The organism is Comamonas sp. GW821-FHT11H03 (assembly GCF_058807955.1).
Window position 1 is genome coordinate 26135 of the sequence record NZ_JBXARF010000014.1, and the last position, 15309, is coordinate 41443.

The window sequence follows — 15309 nt, forward strand, 5'->3', positions numbered from 1 at the left end:
ACTGTCATCATGCAAAGCAGCAAACTCAGAGGCTCGAGGATGAAACTCTCCCCCATGACACCGGCGACCGGTGCAGCGACCGTGCAGGGCGATACGGTGCAGGGCGCTGCTGCCCCTTTGCCCGCGGCGGCCGCCGTGGCAGCTCCCGACGTGCAACTGGGCGGCCAGGCCGCGCGCATGCAGCGCGCACAGGCCGCACTGGCCGCCATGCCCGAGCTGGATTCAGCCAGAGTGGCTGAAATCAAGGATGCCCTGGCACGCGGCGACATCAGCTTCAATCCCCGAAAGCTGGCGCAGCTGATTGCGCGTCACCACGGAGGCCAGGCATGAGCATGCAGCCCGAAGCGGGCTCCGGTTTGACGGAGCGCCAGCGCTGGGCCGACATCGCCCGGGGCATGCAGCAGGACCTGGCCGCCTATGCCGGACTGTCCGGCCTGCTGCAGACCCAGTTCCACTCAGCGTTGCGGCATGACGCGGCGGCCATGGAGGAAGTGGCACGGCAGATTGCGGCCCAGGTGCAGCAGCTGGACGGCACGCGCCAGCAGCGCAGCTTGCATGCCCGGGCGCTGTTGCCGGCCGGCGCGGCGCTGTCGATGACGGCGCTGTTTTCCCTGCTGCAACCGCCTTTGCAGCAGCAACTGCAGGCGCTATGGGCCCAGTTGCAGGCGCGGGTGCAGGAGTGCAAGGCCTGCAATCTGCGCAATTGCCAACTCATCATGGAGCAGGCCGAGGTGATGCGCAGCGTGATTGCGGGCAGCAGCCAGCCGGATATCTATGTTCCATTCTGAGCGCATGACGCAGCCGGGTCTGCCGGCGCTGCCCGCCTTCCCGCAGTCGCCAGCCGTGGCTGCTGCGTCCATGGGCGGCGTGCCGGGAATGCCCCAGGTTCCGGACGCTGCGGCTTACACCCCGCTGGGTCAGGATGTGCTGCGTGAGGTGCAGCAGTTCATCAACCAGGGCGGCGGCGCTGCCAGTGCCCTGGCCTCTCCCCAGGCCAGCTGGCTGGCGCTGCAGGCCGCGCGCCAGGCTGCGCGCAAGGATGGTCCCGAGCGATCGAGCGCCGTCGGTGGCACGCAGCCCGGTGCCGAGACGCAGGACGCGCAGCCCGGCCCGCCTCTGCGCGCGGAGCAGTTGGCGTTTCTGGAGCGCATTGGCCCCTGGGCCCGCCAGGCTGCGCAGCGCCTGGGCGTGTCGCCGCGTTCGGTGATGGCGCATGCCGCGCTGGAGAGTGGCTGGGGCCAGCGCCCGGTGCGCGATGCACAGGGGCGGGACAGCCTGAACCTGTTCGGCATCAAGGCCCTGAGCGGCTGGCAGGGCGAGCGCGTTCAGGCGCAGACCACCGAATACGAAAACGGCCAGGCCGTGCCGCAGTCTCAGCCGTTTCGGCAGTACGCCGATCTCGACGCCACCTTTGCCGACTATGTGCGCCTGCTGGCCCACAGCCCGCGCTATGAGGCGGCGCTGCGCTCGGGTGACGATGTGCAGGCTTTTGCCGGTGCGCTGGCCCAGGGCGGTTACGCCACCGACCCGCAGTACGCGCAAAAGCTGGTGCGCATCAGTCGTCAGATTCCGCAGTAACCTGAACCAGAACGCCGTCTTTGGGTGCCTGGCTGCCCGCCAGCAGCACCCCGGGGGCAATCAGCGTACCTTTGACAGGGCGGCCGCTGCGGGCGTTGCGCACCACCGCCGTCTCGCCGAGCTTGCCGCTGCCGGTGGCAATGCCGGCCACGCTGACCTGCACGCCATCGTCCTGGGCGCGAATTTCCACTTTGTCGCCTCTGCGCACCGCCACCGGTCGCGCTATGTCGCGCGGCTCAAGCATCTGGCCGCTGCGGCCGTCGGCGCGCAGCTGCATGCCCAGCAGGGCGGACTCGGGCAGCAGCGCCTCCAGCTGGGTCAGCTCGCGTAGCTGCAGCTGCAAATCCTCGGCACGCAGGGCCCGTCCGGCGGGTACATCGGCGCGCAGCGTCCATACCGGTGCGCGGGCCTGTACCTGGGCCACCACGCTGCCGCGCTGGCTTTCGCAGCGCAGCGGCACGGTCACCCGGGCCAGATGCCGGAAGTTGAGTGGGCCCATTTCCCAGCCGCCGGGGCAGGGCTGGTGTGCAGCGCCGCGTGCTGCACCGAACCCTATCTGCACCTGGGCGCCCTCGCGCTGTGCTGCGGGCAGGGCCTGCAGCAAGGCCGCGTGCACCTGCCGATAGACCGCGCCACGCACGGACTCGGGTAGCTCGGGCGGTGGTGTGGCGGGTGCTGCAGCCAGGGCCGGGGTGCCCGCCAGCAGAAAGGCGGCGCAGGCCATGATCATGGTTTTTTCAATTGCAAACAAGATATGTAATTTGCTATTTTTGTAAAAGTTGCAAACAGAATTGCTTAAAGTATGTGAGTGCAAACATTTCAATTGTTTGTGCTGAAAATCATACGATTGGCGAATATTTCAATAAAACAATAGCTTCTAACATATGTAAATCAATACTTTTAAAAGACTTTGACATGGAAATCCTTCTATAGAAGGCAATCAATGCTATGAAAAAACATCAAATTCGACAGTTGTGTATCAGATTGCATTGAAAAGTAGCACTCTGAAACATTCGCATAGTATGATTTAAAGAGCGCAAGAAATATCTCTTGCGCAAATATCGTAACCACTGGGTCGCGTCGCCAGCAGGGGCGCGACTTCGCGAAATGGCACTGAATTTCGACTCCGCGCTTTCCGTGCATGCGCAGGCGCTGCGCGTGCGCTCGGAGCGCACGCAATGGCTGGCCTCCAATCTGGCCAATGCCAGCACGCCGGGCTACCAGGCCCGTGACATTGACTTTGCGGCCACCATGGCCCGCACCGCCGACGCGGCTGGCCAAGCCGGGCTGGGTCGGGGTGGCGACGGGGATGCGCTCTTTCGCGTACCCAACCACCCCGCGCAGGACGGCAACACCGTGGAAGTGGGCGTGGAGCAGGCGCTGTTCTCGCAGAACACCTCCGACTTTCAGACCAGCCTGACGTTCTTGAACATGAAGCTGCGCGGGCTGCATTCCGCCATCAAAGGGGAATAGGCATGGGATTTCGTGAAATTGCGCAGATCGCCGGCTCGGCCATGACGGCCCAGAGCACGCGCCTGAACACCGTGGCCAGCAATCTGGCCAATGCCGGGGCGGCGGCCTCCTCGGACACCGAGGCCTACAAGGCACGCAAGCCGGTGTTCGCCGCCGTGATGGGCCAGAGCACGCTGGACAGCTACGCCGCGCGCGTCCAGGTGCTCGATGTGCTGGAGAGCACCGAGCCCGTGCGCAAAGTGCACGAGCCCGAGAACCCGGTGGCCGATGAAGCGGGCTTTGTCTACTACTCGAACGTGAACACGGTGGCCGAGATGACGGACATGATGTCCGCGTCACGCGCCTTTGAAAGCAATGTGGAAGTGCTGGGTCGTGTGCGCTCCATGCAGGAGTCCTTGTTGCGCCTGGGAGAGCAAGCATGAGTCTGATCAACGCAACCACCGACACTGGCACCAAGGTCGGCAATGCGCCGGATCCCATCACCCAGGCCCTGGGCGGCACGGAACTTGGCCAGATGTTCACCAAGCTGCTGGTGGCGCAGGTGAAATACCAGAACCCGCTGGAGCCCACGGATTCGAGCACCTTCATCACCCAGCTCACGCAGCTGAGCCAGACCGAATCGCTGCAGTCGCTGCAGTCGCAGCTGAGCATGCAGTCCTCAATTCTGGGCAGCCTGCAGACCTTGCAGCTGGGCAGCCAGGTGGGCTCCACCGTGATGGTCTCAGCCAAGAGCCTGCAGTTGGGCGAGGCTCCCGTGAAGGCCGCGGTGAACCTGCCGGCCACGGCCGATTTGACGCTGGAGTTGACCGGCGCCGACGGCAAGGTGACCAGGGTGAGCCTCGGCTCGCGCGCCGTGGGCGATGCCGATTTTTCCATCGACCCCGCAGCACTGGGCCTGGCGTCCGGGCGCTATGACATCGCCGTCAAGGATGCAGGCGGCACCAGCTACCCCGTGGAGGTGGCCGGCACCCTGCAGGCCGTGCGCCTGACAGCGGCCGGCGCCGTGGCCTTGCAGGTCGAGGGACTGGGCGATGTCTCGCCAGCCAGCATCACGCGTTTTGTGGGTCAGCAGGCCTGAGTGCCCTGACGTTCTCTTTCTTCATTCACCAGGCCTGAACTCATGAGCTACCAGATTGCCCTGTCGGCGCTGCAAGCGATCAACTCCCAGCTCGACACGATTTCCCAGAATATTGCCAACACCGGCACCACGGGCTACAAGTCGAGTCGAACCAACTTCTCGGCCATGTACTCTAGCTCGGCGCCCAACGGCGTGCGCGCATCGTCCACGACCCAGACCCTGGACATGTCCGGCGGCCTGCTGAGCACAGGCCGGAACCTGGACGTGGCCATTGCCGGCAAGGGCTACTTCATGGTCAAGGACAGCACCGGCGTGATGAACTACACCCGCGTGGGCGTGTTCGATGTGGACAAGCAAGGCTATGTGGTGGATCACATGGGCCGCCAGGTGCAGGGCTATGCCCAGCAGCCCGGCAGCACCACGCTGGGCGCTTTGGGCGAGCTCAAGGTGCCTACGGGCCAGATTCCGGCCAAGGCCAGCAGCTCGGTGGACTTTGTCGGCAATCTGTCGGCGGACTGGGTCGCCCCCGCCGTGGCGTTTGATCCCAAGAACTCGAGCAGCTACAACAGCTCCACCGTCTCGGTGGTCTATGACTCGCTGGGTAGCCAGCACACGGTCACCCAGTATTTCGTCAAGACGGCGAGCAACGAGGTGACGGTGCATTACCAGAATGAAAACAATGCCGTGGGTACCAGCACGCTACGCTTCACCAGCGCAGGCCAACTGGATATGACGGCTCCGCCAGCGGGGTCGGTAATCAAACCCGTGGCTTTGGCCCCGGCCGGTGCCAACCCCCTGTCGGTGGCCTTCAACTACGCCGGCACCACCCAGTTTGCCGGCGATACCGCCACCACCACCAATGCCTCGGACGGTTACGCCTCGGGCACGATGGTGAATGTGCTGGTCGCGGCCGACGGTTCGGTCAACGCGCAGTACAGCAACGGCATGGTGCAAAGCGTGGGCAAGATCGCGCTGGCCACGTTTGCCAGCGAAAGCGGTCTGTCCAATGTGGATGGCACCAGCTGGCAGGCCACGGCCAAATCCGGCACGGCCTTGATCGGTACGCCGGGTACGGGCCAGTTGGGCGAGCTGGCCAGCCAGCAGCTGGAGCAGTCGAATGTGGAAGTGGCCAACGAGCTGGTGGGCCTGATGGGCGCCCAGCGCAACTACCAGGCCAACACCAAGGTGATCAGCACGCAGAACGAAATCATGCAGTCGCTGATGCAGGTGCTGTAAGGCGGGTGCGGTCATGGACAAGCTGATCTTTACTGTCATGACGGGCGCGGAGCGGGCGTTTCACGCCCAGCAGGTGCACTCCAACAATCTGGCCAATGCCGATACCGCGGGTTTCCGCGCCGACTACGAGGTCGCGGGCAGCCAGGTCGTGCCCGGCTATGGCTTTGACAGCCGCCACCAGAGCAAGGCTGCCACCGATGTGGTGGCACGGCGCGAGGGCACGGTGCGTGAGACAGGGCGCGATCTGGACATCGCCGTGCTGGGCCAGGGTCTGATTGCCGTGGCCGACGGAGAGGGCGAGGCCTACACCCGCGCCGGTGCCATGCTGGTGGATTCCGAAGGCAACCTCTCCATCAACGGCCGTGCAGTGCTGGGGGACGGCGGCCCGGTGGTGCTGCCGCCGTTTCGCGCGGTGTCGGTGACGGCCGACGGCACGCTGTCGGTGCTGCCGGAAAGCGGCACCGAGATGCAGGACGTCGACCGTCTGAAGCTGGTGGATGGCAGCAAGCCCATGATCAAGAACACCTCGGGCCTGCTGGTGGCGCGCGACGGCCAGGCCTTGCCGGCCAGCGAGACCGTGCGCGTGCGCGGCGGAGCGCTCGAATCGTCGAACGTGCGGGCGGTGGAAGAAATGGTGGCCGTGATGGACATCAGCCGCCAGTTCGAAATCCAGATGAAGCTCTACCAGGCCGCCGACGGCATGGCCGAGGCCGGCAACCGCCTGCTGCGCGGTTAAGACAATGCACGCCACCCCGGCGGGTGGCACCGAACTCCAGGAAAAGACCAAAACATGAATCCCGCTTTGCTCGTCAGCAAGACCGGCCTGCAGGCCCAGGAAGCCAAGCTGCAGGTGATCGCGCACAACCTGGCCAACGTGAATACCGTGGGCTTCAAGCGCAACAGTGCTGCTTTTGAGGATCAGTTCTACGAAGTCGCGCGCCGCCCCGGCAGCAACAGCCAGGGCGACAACCGCGTGCCTGCCGGCGTGCAGCTGGGTACGGGCGTGCGCCTGGTGTCCACGCACAAGCAGTTCACCGACGGCAGCATGCAAAACACCAGCCAGCAGCTGGATGTGGCCATCGTGGGCAACGGATTTCTGCAGGTGCTGTTGTCGAATGGCGAAACCGCCTACACCCGCGCCGGTCAGCTGCAGGTGGACAACGAAGGCCGCCTCGTCAATGCCAACGGCCTGGTGGTGCAGCCGGAGATCACCTTCCCGGCAGAGACCAAATCCGTGAGCATCAGCGCCACGGGTCGGGTTTCTGCCACGGTCGGTACCGAATCTACGCCTCAGGAGCTGGGCGCGCTGCAGCTGGCGTCGTTCGTGAATCCGGCCGGTCTGGTGGCCCAGGGCGAGAACCTGTATCTGGTCTCGCAGGCCAGCGGTGATGCCGTGCTGGGCGAACCCGGTGAAGCCGGCTTTGGCACGCTGCGCCAGTTCGCCCTGGAGAGCTCCAATGTTCAGGCCGTGGAGGAAATGGTGGACATGATCTCGGCCCAGCGCAGCTATGAGATGAACACCAAGGTGCTGTCCGCGGCCGACGACATGATGCGCAATCTGGCCCAGGCCTCATGAGGGCCCTGGCTGCATGGCGCGCCGCCGCTGCGCTGCTGGCAGGCCTGGTGCTGGCCGGCTGCGCAACGCGTCCGCCCGAGGTTTCGCAGTTGCCCGAGCCTGCGCCCGATTTTCTGTCCGTCCCCCAGGCCAGGCCCCAGGGAGGCGGCTTGTTCGTGCCCCATGCATCCACGGGTCTGTTGGCCGATCAGCGTGCCCACCGTGCCGGTGATGTGCTGACCGTGATGCTCGAAGAAGTGACGCAGGCCAGCAAAAAAGCCGACACCCAGACCAACAAGGGCAGCAGTGCCAGCATCGCGCCGCCCGTCCTCGCAGGCAAGAGCATCAAGGCCGATATCGGGCTGGAGGGCAGCAGCAAGTTCAAAGGTGGTGGCAGCAGCACGCAGCAAAACGCGTTGACCGGCTCCATGACCGTGATCGTGCAGCAAGTCATGCCCAACGGCCTGCTCTACATCAAGGGTGACCGGGCGCTGTCGCTGAACCAGGGCGATGAGGTGCTGCGCCTGAGCGGCTATGTGCGCGCTACCGATGTCGACCTGTACAACCGCGTGTCTTCTCTGCGGGTGGCCAATGCGCGCATCAGCTATTCGGGCCACGGCGCCCTGTCCGATGCCAGCCAGGCCGGCTGGCTCACCCGTGTTTTCCAAAGCCCGCTTTTTCCTTTTTGATTAACGATGTTGTCTGCCTTCCTGATTCGCGGCTCTGGCCGCAGCGCGCTGGCCTTGCTGCTGGCCGTCACGGCCTTGCACGCTGCGGCGCAGCCCGCCCCCCGTCTCGCGCGGGCCGGGGTGGACAGCTCTGCCAAAGTCAGCATGCGCGCGTTGCGCCATCTTGTGCATGTCGAGGGCGTGCGCGAGAACCAGTTGATCGGCTACGGCCTGGTGGTGGGCCTGAATGGTTCTGGGGACAGCACCCAGGTGAAGTTTGCCGGGCAGTCGGTGAACAATATGCTCACGCAGTTTGGCGTCAAGCTGCCCGAAAAAAGCAGTACCAAGCTCAAGAACGTGGCCACGGTGATGGTCAGTGCGGTATTTCCGCCCGGCTACCGCAAAGGCCAGACCATCGACGTTACCGTGTCCTCGCTGGGCGACGCCAAGAACCTGCGTGGTGGCATGTTGCTGATGGCTCCGCTGCGCGGTGTGGACAACGAGGTCTATGCCATCGCTCAGGGCCAGCTGGTCGTGGGCGGCCTGAGTGCCGCTGGTGCCAGCGGCTCCAGCGTGACAGTGAACACCCCGACCTCGGGACGCATTCCCAACGGCGCCACGGTGGAGCGCGAGATCCCCACGGATTTTGAAAACGGCGACACCGTGCTGCTGTCGCTGCGTCACCCCAGCTTTCGCGCGGCGCGCAACATCGTGCAGACCATCAATGCGCGCTACGGCGACATCGCCAGCACGCGCGACGGCACCAGCATCGAGGTGCGTGCGCCGAGCGTGCCCACCCAGCGCGTGGGCTTTGTCGCCGACCTGCAGGACCTGCAGGTGGCCATGGGCCAGGAGCTGCCGCGCGTGGTCTTCAACTCGCGCACCGGCACGGTGGTGATTGCCGAGGGCGTGACGGTCAAGGCCGCTGCGGTATCGCATGGTGCGCTGCGTGTGGTGATTCGCGAGCAGTCCAATGTCAGCCAGCCCGCGCCATTCAGCCAGGGCCGCACGGCGGTGACGCCCGAATCCGATGTACTGGTCAAGGAAGGCAACGGCCAGATGTTTGAATGGCCGGCCGGTGCCAAGTTGCAGACCATCATCGACACTATCAACCGCACCGGTGCCTCGCCGGACGACATCATGTCCATCTTGCAGGCTCTGGACCAGGCCGGTGCCCTGCAGGGTGAGCTGATCGTAATTTGAGGCCTCACCACATGGATATCGCACGCACTTTGGTTCAGAAGGCCACGGCAAGCAAGCAAGCCCCAGAAGCCGTCGCGCCTGCCGCCACGGCCCCGGACGCTGACACGGTGCAGCGTCTGACGGCGGCAGCAGTGAAGTTTGAGAGCTTTTTTGTCGCCCAGATGATGAAGCAGATGCGCCAGGCCACGGCGGCTCTTGCCGATCCCGGCAGCGCCATCAACCAGCGCGTCAACGACAGCACGCTGGCGCTGGCCGAACAGGCCGTGGCCGACGGGCTGGCCGGACAGCGGGCGTTTGGCATTGCCGATGTGCTGGTGCGCCAGATGCTGCCCGCTGCACCGGCATCGACCGGCTCTGCCGCAATCAGGAAACTTTCATGAGCATGCTTTTCAACGGTCTCACGGGTGTGCAGGCCTCTCAGGTCGCCCTCAACACCGTCAGCCAGAATCTGGCCAATGCCTTGACGCCTAATTACACCCGCCAGGGCGTGATGTTGACGGCCAAGGCCGCGGCCAACAGCGCGCTGGCCGCGGGTGACGGCGTGGCCGTGACCTCGCTGATCCGCTATGCCGACACCTACAAAACCCAGCAGATGTGGCGCGCGGCCAGCACCCAGGGCCAGTACGAGGCGGCACAGACCTATCTGCTGCAGCTCGAGCAGGTGATGGGCGATGCCGATGGCGGCATCAATATGGCGCTGGACGGATTTTTCAGTGCCCTGAGCGCCGCCAGCGTGGAGCCCACATCCACTCCGTTGCGCCAGCAGATCATCGAGTCGGCCAAGGCTCTGGGGCAGACCGTCAACAACATCAGCCAGATCGTGGCCAATCAGGCGCTGGCCGTGCGCCAGCAGCGCAGCGTGGCCGTGGACCAGGTCAACTCGTATATCAACGAGATCGCCGCGCTCAACGACAAGATTGCCCAAAGCTCGGGGGCGGGCCTGAATACCTCGTCCCTGCAAGATCAGCGTGATGCCAAGATCGACCAGCTGTCCAAACTGGTGGGCGTGCAGAGCACGCTGCAGCCCGATGGCTCGGTCAACCTCTCGCTCAAGGGCGGCCAGCCGCTGGTGGTGGGCAATCGCGCAGCCACAGTGCAGCTGGACCCTGGCTCGCAGTCGCTGAGCGTGGTTTTCGGCACCGAGACCTTCCAGCTGGGCGCCGACAACTGGGGTGGCACCTTGGGCGGTCTGGCGGCGCTGGAGCGCGATGTGCTCGCACCCATGGATGCCTCGGTGCGCGGCCTGGCCGGGGTCATTGCTCAGGAAGCCAATCAGGTGCTACAGGCCGGATACGGTCTTGACGGTCAGGCCGGCGCCCCGCTGTTTGTGTTTGATGCCACCTCCAGCTCGGCTCTGCTGACGGTGGGCGGCAGTCTGACGCCGGAACGTCTGGGTCTGTCGGGTGATCCTGCCAAGGTGGGCGACAGCGCCCAGTTGCAGGCGCTGATCGCCCTGCAAAGCAAGGCCGTGAACATTTATGGCGCGGGCAACACCGGCATGGTGGGCTCTTCGGTGCTGCTCGGTGACGTCTACACCCAGCTGGTGGGCAAGCTGGGCATGTACAGCCAGCAAAACAACGCCTCCTACGAGACGGCCCAGACCGTGCGCAACCAGTCTGAGGCCAACTGGCGCTCCACCAGCGCGGTCAACACGGACGAAGAGGCCGTCAACCTGATGCAGTACCAGCAGATGTACCAGGCCAATATGAAGGTCATCACCGTGGCCAACGAGCTGTTCGACAGCCTGCTGCAGATGCGCTGAGGCGCGTTGCGTTCACATTCACGAATCGGGAAATCACGCCATGCGCGTCTCCAGCAACCAGTACCACATCACCGTCAACGCCTCGTTGCAGAAGTCCAACGCCCAGTTGGAAAAGCTCATGGGGCAGATGGCCTCGGGCAACCGCCTGACCCGTCCCAGCGACGACCCCATCGCCCATGTGCGCATTGCACGCCTGCAGCGCGAGGAAGCCAGCATTGCGCAGTACAAGGACAATATTGGAGCCTTGTCCAGCCGCATGACGCAAAGCGAGACCGTGCTCAGCAGCATCAACAGCGATCTGCTTGCAGGGCGCGACCTGCTGGTCTGGGCGCTGGATGGCGGCAACACTGCAGAAGACCTGAGCGCCATGGCCACAAGCCTGGAAGCCCTGCGTGACGGGTTGTATGCGAGTACCTTGACCAAGGACCAGGAAGGCACCTACCTGTTTTCCGGCACGCTGAGCAAGACGCCGACGCTGGGTCTGGACCGGACCGCTGCCGTCGGCAGCCGCTACAGCGCCGACGGCAATGCCGAGCAGCAGATGGTGGTGGTCGGGAACGGCATCACCCAGCCCGCAAACGTGACCCTGGGTGGTGAAATGGCCAGTGTGCTCAATGCGCTGGACGCCGCCATCGGTGTCATCCGCGGTGGCAACACCACGGCCAATGATCCGGCGACGCGAGCCACGCTGCAGGCTGCCCTCGACGGCGTGGACCAATCCATGGACCAGGTCTCCACCAAGATTTCCAAGCTCGGTGGCGCCCAGAACATCATTGCGACGCTCAACACCAATTGGAGCAATCTCAGCACGGCCAACCAGACCTCGGTGCTCGAGTATTCGCAACTCAATTACTCAACTGCGGCGGTGCAGCTCAAAAGCCTGATTTCAGCCGTGCAGGCCACCCAGGCCGCCTATGGCAAGGTCAGCCAACTGAGCCTGTTTGACGCCCTGTGAGCAGCACGCGGATTGCCGGCGGTGCGCCGGGGCGTACGGGCAGTGTGGGCGGGTCGCAGCCTGGTATAGCTACGGCGCCGGTTGCTGCCGTTGCGGCGCAGCTGCTGCCCCAGGTTCGTTACCAGAGCACCTGGCCCAAGGGCTGGATGGCTGCGGCGGTTGCGCAGCATGTGCGCGAGTTTCAGGTGCAGGTCAGCAAGGCGCAGATGACGCTGGATTTTCTGATCGCGCTGGGGCAGGCGCTGGGTCTGCTGGGACAGGCCGCTCGTCACCAGCGCAAACTGCCCTCGGAAGCCGCTCTGGCACGCATGCGTATTGCGCTGCAGCAGGTGCAGGAGCTATGGGCGCAGCGCCCCGCGCGCACGCTGGACAGTCTGGATGAATGTCTGCAGTGGTCGCCGGAGCGCGTCGCGCGCAAGCCATTCCTGCTGGCAGGCTGGAGCTGGGAGACTCTGCAGGCCCTGAGCGCTCAGGACAAGGAGCTGGTGAGCTTTTGCCTGCTGGGGCAGGATGGTGCCCATGGCACCTGGCAGGCTAGCCAGACGCGCTCGGCCGGTGCCAGCCGCCATGCGCTCGCCGCAGCCCTGGCACCGCTTGGCATGCAACTTGGCCCCCTGGAGCAGCCGCTGCAGCTTTCGGTCGATGAGCGCTGCTGGCCCCAGGTGCAGCAGCGCTTCATGGTCAAGGGCAATGGTCAGCGTTTTCCTGCGGGCCAATGGGTGGCGCCCAGGCTGCAGACGGTGGCCGAGGCTCTGTCAGTCGCAGGCTGGAGTGTGGCGGACACTGGGCGTGTCCAAGAGCTGCAGCTCACACTGCCGGTGGTGCGCGAGAGAGTGAGTCAGGCGCTGGCTGCCGTGCAGGCCTTTCAGACCGGCGCGGGCCTCAGCCTGCAAGACCAGGCCGCACAGACTGCGGCCATGCAGAAATTTGCCATCGCGTTCACCAGTGCTGCTCAGGTGCCTGCCTATGATTGGGTGCTGGCCGTGGTGCCTGCGGTGCGGGCCATCTCCCGTCGGCGCGTGGCGCGTTTGCTGCAAAGCCGTGGTGAGCTGGGGTAAAGACCGCTACTGGTCTTTGTCCATCGACAATATGGTGTTCACCAAGCTGCCTCAAGCTAATGCCGTACCTGCCATGATTGATTCGTCATACTCCCGCCTGGACAGCCCGGGTGCTCTGTTGCAGGTGTTCGAGACCTTGCAGCGCCAGCAAAGCGTGATGACCTTGCGGGCTGAGGCGCACGATGCCTCCTGCCTGGGCGATACCGGCGGCCGTCCCTGCGGCATGGGGCTGTTGAGCCGTATTGATGCGGACCAGCAGCAGCTGGCACTCGATGTCTCCGGCGCGCTGCAACCCCTGCCGACGCAGGTGCTGGCCGTGGCGCATTTGCCGGGGGGGCTGCTTACCCAATGGGTGATGCAGGCGCAGTGGACGCAACAGGCCGGCGGGGGCTGGCTCCTGGAGGCACCCTGGCCGGCACAGGTGCTGCAGCACCAGCGCCGGCGCTATCCGCGTGTGCCGCTGCCGCTGGGGCAGTACGGTGAAGCCCGCTTTATGTTCGGTCAGCGCCCTTGCGTACTGCATGTGGAAGATCTAAGCGCTGGGGGGGTGGCCTTGCGCGGCTCGCGCAGCGAAACCGCCATGCTGTTCATGGGCCGAAAAATTCCCATGGTGGTGCTCAATCTCGGCGATGGTGTGCAGATCCAGGTGGACCTTACGGTGCGCTCGCGCCGCAGCTACCGCTCGTTTCTGCTTGGCGAGCTGGTCGTTGTGGGCTGCAGCCTGGAAGGCCTGACTCAGGAGCAGCAGGCCACGCTGGAACGCATCATGGCCGAGCGCCTGAACTAGCCGCGACAGCCTTGGGAAAAGGCAGGTGCAGAAGCAAAAAAAGCCAACCGAGAGGTTGGCTTTTTTTGTTGGGCAAAGAGGCCTGCGCCTCACGCTCGGTGCCGCAATTACTGCAGCAGCGAAGCCACCATCTGGCTCATGCTCGAGGACTGCTTGAGCATGGAGGTGGAGGCTTGCATCAGCATCTGCTTGTTGGTCATGTTGGCAGTTTCGCTGGCGTAGTCCACGTCCAGGATGCGGCCCTTGGCGGCTTCGGTGTTCTGGATCATATTGCCCAGATTGTTGTAGACATGTTCCAGGCGGTTGGAAGCTGCGCCCAGATCCGAGCGATAGGTGCCAATGGAGTCAATGGCAGTGCTTAGTTTTGTGAGCAGCGTGTTGGCGCTTGTTGCGCTGGTAATTTCTGTGCCTGCAGTGCCAGGAGTCGCGTAATTAGAAGAGATGGCAGCAAGAGCGGTTGCCAGCTTGCCCAAGTCGGTTTTTGTATCGGCCGTGACTGTGTCGCTGCTGGTAGAGCCGGTTTGGAAAGTCAGTGTGGCGCTATCGAGAGTGCCGCCAGTACCATCGGTTTTGGTGCCGTCACTGAACAGCTTGGCGCCGCCAAAAGAGGTGTTCTTGATAATGCTGCCAATTTCTGTGGCCAGCGCATCGAACTCGGCCTGAAGCGCTGTCCGGTCGTCTGCAGATGTGGACGCAGTAGCCGATTCTGTGGCCAGGTCCTTCATGCGCAGTACCATGTTGCTGACCTCCGACAAAGCGCCTTCGGCGGTTTGCAGCATGGAGATGCCGTTTTGCGTGTTCTTCTGTGCCACGGACATGCCACGTGCCTGGGCGTTCAGGCGGGTGGCGATCTGCAGGCCTGCTGCGTCGTCCATGGCGGAGTTGACACGGTAGCCCGTGCCCAGCTTGGTCATGGAGGAAGACAAGGCCTTGTTGGTCGAGGCCAGGGAGTTTTGCGTGCTCAGGGAAGCGGCGTTGGTGTGCAGGCTCAGCATGGAATGCTCCTAAAAACAGAGTCGTTATGACAGACCGAACGCCACTGCGGCGCTCTTGTCTGTGCAAAGCGACTGCCAGGGAAAGTTTCTTAAATAAAAAAACCGCCCGAAGGCGGTTTTGAGCGAGAGGGACGGTGCTTATTGCAGCAACGAAGCCACCATCTGGCTCATGCTCGAGGACTGCTTGAGCATGGAGGTAGAGGCTTGCATCAGCATCTGCTTGTTGGTCATGTTGGCGGTTTCGCTGGCGTAGTCCACGTCCAGGATACGGCCCTTGGCGGCTTCGGTGTTCTGGATCATATTGCCCAGGTTGTTGTAGACATGTTCCAGACGGTTGGCACCCGCGCCAATGGACGAACGCAGCGTTCCCACCGCATTGATGGCTGTATTCAGGTCATCAATGCTCGTGGCCTTGGTTGGCACTGTGATAGCGGTCAGTTGGGTATTGACATCAACGGTAACCTTGTCTGCTCCTGTCGCACCGGTCTGGAAGTCCATGGCAGCGGCCAGCTTGCCACCGGTCAGCAGCTTTTCTCCGCCGAAAGTGGTGTTGCCCATGATGCTGGTGATTTCGGTGCTCAGCGCAGTCATTTCCTCTTCGAGTGCGGTCTTGTCCGAGGCGCTGGTTGTGGCATTGGTCATTTCGGTGGCCAGATCCTTCATGCGCAGCATCATGTTGCTGACCTCCGACAAAGCGCCTTCGGCGGTTTGCAGCATGGAGATGCCGTTCTGGGTGTTCTTCTGTGCCACGGACATGCCGCGTGCCTGGGCGTTCAGGCGGGTGGCGATCTGCAGGCCGGCGGCGTCGTCCATGGCGGAGTTGACACGGTAGCCCGTGCCCAGCTTGGTCATGGAGGAAGACAAGGCCTTGTTGGTCGAGGCCAGGGAGTTTTGCGTGCTCAGGGAAGCGGCGTTGGTGTGCAGGCTCAGCATGGAGTGCTCCTAAAAACAGAGTCGTTAT

19 protein-coding genes are annotated in these 15309 nt (G+C 63.8%); 16 read left to right on the forward strand and 3 right to left on the reverse strand.

What is annotated here, in order from left to right; translation table 11 throughout:
* Positions 1-39: 39 nt before the first annotated feature.
* Genes flgM through flgJ form a run of 3 tightly spaced genes read left to right on the forward strand, consistent with a single transcriptional unit; the run spans position 40 to position 1578 of the window.
* Complete coding sequence (gene flgM, locus AC1RTQ_RS22990) at positions 40-330, forward strand: flagellar biosynthesis anti-sigma factor FlgM (RefSeq protein WP_492879179.1); 291 nt, start codon at positions 40-42, stop codon at positions 328-330.
* Positions 327-788, forward strand: a complete 462-nt coding sequence (gene flgN, locus AC1RTQ_RS22995) for a flagellar export chaperone FlgN (RefSeq protein WP_409811607.1) — start codon at positions 327-329, stop codon at positions 786-788. The genes flgM and flgN overlap by 4 nt, the downstream gene beginning before the upstream one ends.
* On the forward strand, positions 775-1578 hold the full coding sequence (gene flgJ / locus AC1RTQ_RS23000) for a flagellar assembly peptidoglycan hydrolase FlgJ (protein ID WP_492879182.1): 804 nt from the start codon (positions 775-777) through the stop codon (positions 1576-1578). The genes flgN and flgJ overlap by 14 nt, the downstream gene beginning before the upstream one ends.
* On the opposite strand, the gene flgA is transcribed toward flgJ, so the two are convergent.
* Positions 1556-2308 (reverse strand): flagellar basal body P-ring formation chaperone FlgA, encoded by a 753-nt coding sequence (gene flgA, locus AC1RTQ_RS23005; RefSeq protein ID WP_492879184.1) that lies wholly within the window; start codon positions 2306-2308, stop codon positions 1556-1558. The two genes, flgJ and flgA, sit on opposite strands and share 23 nt — an antisense overlap.
* Positions 2309-2685: 377 nt before the next feature.
* Here flgA and flgB point away from each other — a divergent pair, with 377 nt between their 5' ends.
* The 13 genes from flgB to AC1RTQ_RS23070 are packed head-to-tail and all read left to right on the forward strand — an operon-like array spanning position 2686 to position 13353.
* Positions 2686-3051, forward strand: coding sequence for a flagellar basal body rod protein FlgB (gene flgB, locus AC1RTQ_RS23010; RefSeq protein WP_302092948.1), 366 nt, complete (start codon positions 2686-2688; stop codon positions 3049-3051).
* Between the two features lie 2 nt (positions 3052-3053).
* A complete protein-coding gene (flgC, locus tag AC1RTQ_RS23015; protein WP_003081762.1) occupies positions 3054-3473 on the forward strand; it encodes a flagellar basal body rod protein FlgC in 420 nt (139 codons plus the stop codon).
* Positions 3470-4129 (forward strand): flagellar hook capping FlgD N-terminal domain-containing protein, encoded by a 660-nt coding sequence (locus AC1RTQ_RS23020; RefSeq protein ID WP_492879187.1) that lies wholly within the window; start codon positions 3470-3472, stop codon positions 4127-4129. Before flgC ends, AC1RTQ_RS23020 begins: the two co-directional genes overlap by 4 nt.
* A 42-nt stretch (positions 4130-4171) precedes the next feature.
* A complete protein-coding gene (locus AC1RTQ_RS23025) occupies positions 4172-5365 on the forward strand; it encodes a flagellar hook protein FlgE (protein ID WP_492879189.1) in 1194 nt (397 codons plus the stop codon).
* Between the two features lie 13 nt (positions 5366-5378).
* Positions 5379-6101: a flagellar basal body rod protein FlgF gene (locus AC1RTQ_RS23030; protein WP_492879191.1), complete on the forward strand. Its 723-nt coding sequence runs from the start codon at positions 5379-5381 to the stop codon at positions 6099-6101.
* A gap of 54 nt (positions 6102-6155) precedes the next feature.
* Positions 6156-6941 (forward strand): flagellar basal-body rod protein FlgG, encoded by a 786-nt coding sequence (gene flgG, locus AC1RTQ_RS23035; protein ID WP_302092952.1) that lies wholly within the window; start codon positions 6156-6158, stop codon positions 6939-6941.
* Positions 6938-7609 (forward strand): flagellar basal body L-ring protein FlgH, encoded by a 672-nt coding sequence (gene flgH, locus AC1RTQ_RS23040; RefSeq protein ID WP_492879193.1) that lies wholly within the window; start codon positions 6938-6940, stop codon positions 7607-7609. The genes flgG and flgH overlap by 4 nt, the downstream gene beginning before the upstream one ends.
* A 6-nt stretch (positions 7610-7615) precedes the next feature.
* Positions 7616-8791, forward strand: coding sequence for a flagellar basal body P-ring protein FlgI (locus AC1RTQ_RS23045; protein ID WP_492879195.1), 1176 nt, complete (start codon positions 7616-7618; stop codon positions 8789-8791).
* A gap of 11 nt (positions 8792-8802) precedes the next feature.
* Positions 8803-9171 carry a hypothetical protein gene (locus AC1RTQ_RS23050; protein WP_304349916.1) on the forward strand — a complete coding sequence of 123 codons (369 nt, stop codon included), beginning with the start codon at positions 8803-8805 and terminating at the stop codon, positions 9169-9171.
* Positions 9168-10553, forward strand: coding sequence for a flagellar hook-associated protein FlgK (gene flgK, locus AC1RTQ_RS23055; protein ID WP_492879197.1), 1386 nt, complete (start codon positions 9168-9170; stop codon positions 10551-10553). The genes AC1RTQ_RS23050 and flgK overlap by 4 nt, the downstream gene beginning before the upstream one ends.
* Positions 10554-10593: 40 nt before the next feature.
* Positions 10594-11508 (forward strand): flagellar hook-associated protein FlgL, encoded by a 915-nt coding sequence (flgL, locus tag AC1RTQ_RS23060; protein ID WP_492879199.1) that lies wholly within the window; start codon positions 10594-10596, stop codon positions 11506-11508.
* Positions 11505-12566, forward strand: a complete 1062-nt coding sequence (locus tag AC1RTQ_RS23065; protein ID WP_492879201.1) for a hypothetical protein — start codon at positions 11505-11507, stop codon at positions 12564-12566. The genes flgL and AC1RTQ_RS23065 overlap by 4 nt, the downstream gene beginning before the upstream one ends.
* Positions 12553-13353, forward strand: a complete 801-nt coding sequence (locus AC1RTQ_RS23070) for a PilZ domain-containing protein (RefSeq protein ID WP_492879203.1) — start codon at positions 12553-12555, stop codon at positions 13351-13353. Before AC1RTQ_RS23065 ends, AC1RTQ_RS23070 begins: the two co-directional genes overlap by 14 nt.
* A 107-nt stretch (positions 13354-13460) precedes the next feature.
* Here the strand turns inward: AC1RTQ_RS23070 and AC1RTQ_RS23075 are convergent, their stop codons facing one another.
* On the reverse strand, positions 13461-14348 hold the full coding sequence (locus tag AC1RTQ_RS23075; RefSeq protein WP_492879205.1) for a flagellin N-terminal helical domain-containing protein: 888 nt from the start codon (positions 14346-14348) through the stop codon (positions 13461-13463).
* A gap of 138 nt (positions 14349-14486) precedes the next feature.
* A complete protein-coding gene (locus AC1RTQ_RS23080) occupies positions 14487-15281 on the reverse strand; it encodes a flagellin N-terminal helical domain-containing protein (protein ID WP_492879207.1) in 795 nt (264 codons plus the stop codon).
* Positions 15282-15309: the final 28 nt, after the last annotated feature.

Bases quoted from the DNA above. Each gene is read 5' to 3' on its own strand.
- flgM (WP_492879179.1), top strand. From the start codon at position 40: ATGAAACTCTCCCCCATGACACCGGCGACCGGTGCAGCGACCGTGCAG.
- flgN (WP_409811607.1), top strand. From the start codon at position 327: ATGAGCATGCAGCCCGAAGCGGGCTCCGGTTTGACGGAGCGCCAGCGC.
- flgJ (WP_492879182.1), top strand. From the start codon at position 775: ATGTTCCATTCTGAGCGCATGACGCAGCCGGGTCTGCCGGCGCTGCCC.
- flgA (WP_492879184.1), bottom strand. From the start codon at position 2,308: ATGATCATGGCCTGCGCCGCCTTTCTGCTGGCGGGCACCCCGGCCCTG.
- flgB (WP_302092948.1), top strand. From the start codon at position 2,686: ATGGCACTGAATTTCGACTCCGCGCTTTCCGTGCATGCGCAGGCGCTG.
- flgC (WP_003081762.1), top strand. From the start codon at position 3,054: ATGGGATTTCGTGAAATTGCGCAGATCGCCGGCTCGGCCATGACGGCC.
- AC1RTQ_RS23020 (WP_492879187.1), top strand. From the start codon at position 3,470: ATGAGTCTGATCAACGCAACCACCGACACTGGCACCAAGGTCGGCAAT.
- AC1RTQ_RS23025 (WP_492879189.1), top strand. From the start codon at position 4,172: ATGAGCTACCAGATTGCCCTGTCGGCGCTGCAAGCGATCAACTCCCAG.
- AC1RTQ_RS23030 (WP_492879191.1), top strand. From the start codon at position 5,379: ATGGACAAGCTGATCTTTACTGTCATGACGGGCGCGGAGCGGGCGTTT.
- flgG (WP_302092952.1), top strand. From the start codon at position 6,156: ATGAATCCCGCTTTGCTCGTCAGCAAGACCGGCCTGCAGGCCCAGGAA.
- flgH (WP_492879193.1), top strand. From the start codon at position 6,938: ATGAGGGCCCTGGCTGCATGGCGCGCCGCCGCTGCGCTGCTGGCAGGC.
- AC1RTQ_RS23045 (WP_492879195.1), top strand. From the start codon at position 7,616: ATGTTGTCTGCCTTCCTGATTCGCGGCTCTGGCCGCAGCGCGCTGGCC.
- AC1RTQ_RS23050 (WP_304349916.1), top strand. From the start codon at position 8,803: ATGGATATCGCACGCACTTTGGTTCAGAAGGCCACGGCAAGCAAGCAA.
- flgK (WP_492879197.1), top strand. From the start codon at position 9,168: ATGAGCATGCTTTTCAACGGTCTCACGGGTGTGCAGGCCTCTCAGGTC.
- flgL (WP_492879199.1), top strand. From the start codon at position 10,594: ATGCGCGTCTCCAGCAACCAGTACCACATCACCGTCAACGCCTCGTTG.
- AC1RTQ_RS23075 (WP_492879205.1), bottom strand. From the start codon at position 14,348: ATGCTGAGCCTGCACACCAACGCCGCTTCCCTGAGCACGCAAAACTCC.
- AC1RTQ_RS23080 (WP_492879207.1), bottom strand. From the start codon at position 15,281: ATGCTGAGCCTGCACACCAACGCCGCTTCCCTGAGCACGCAAAACTCC.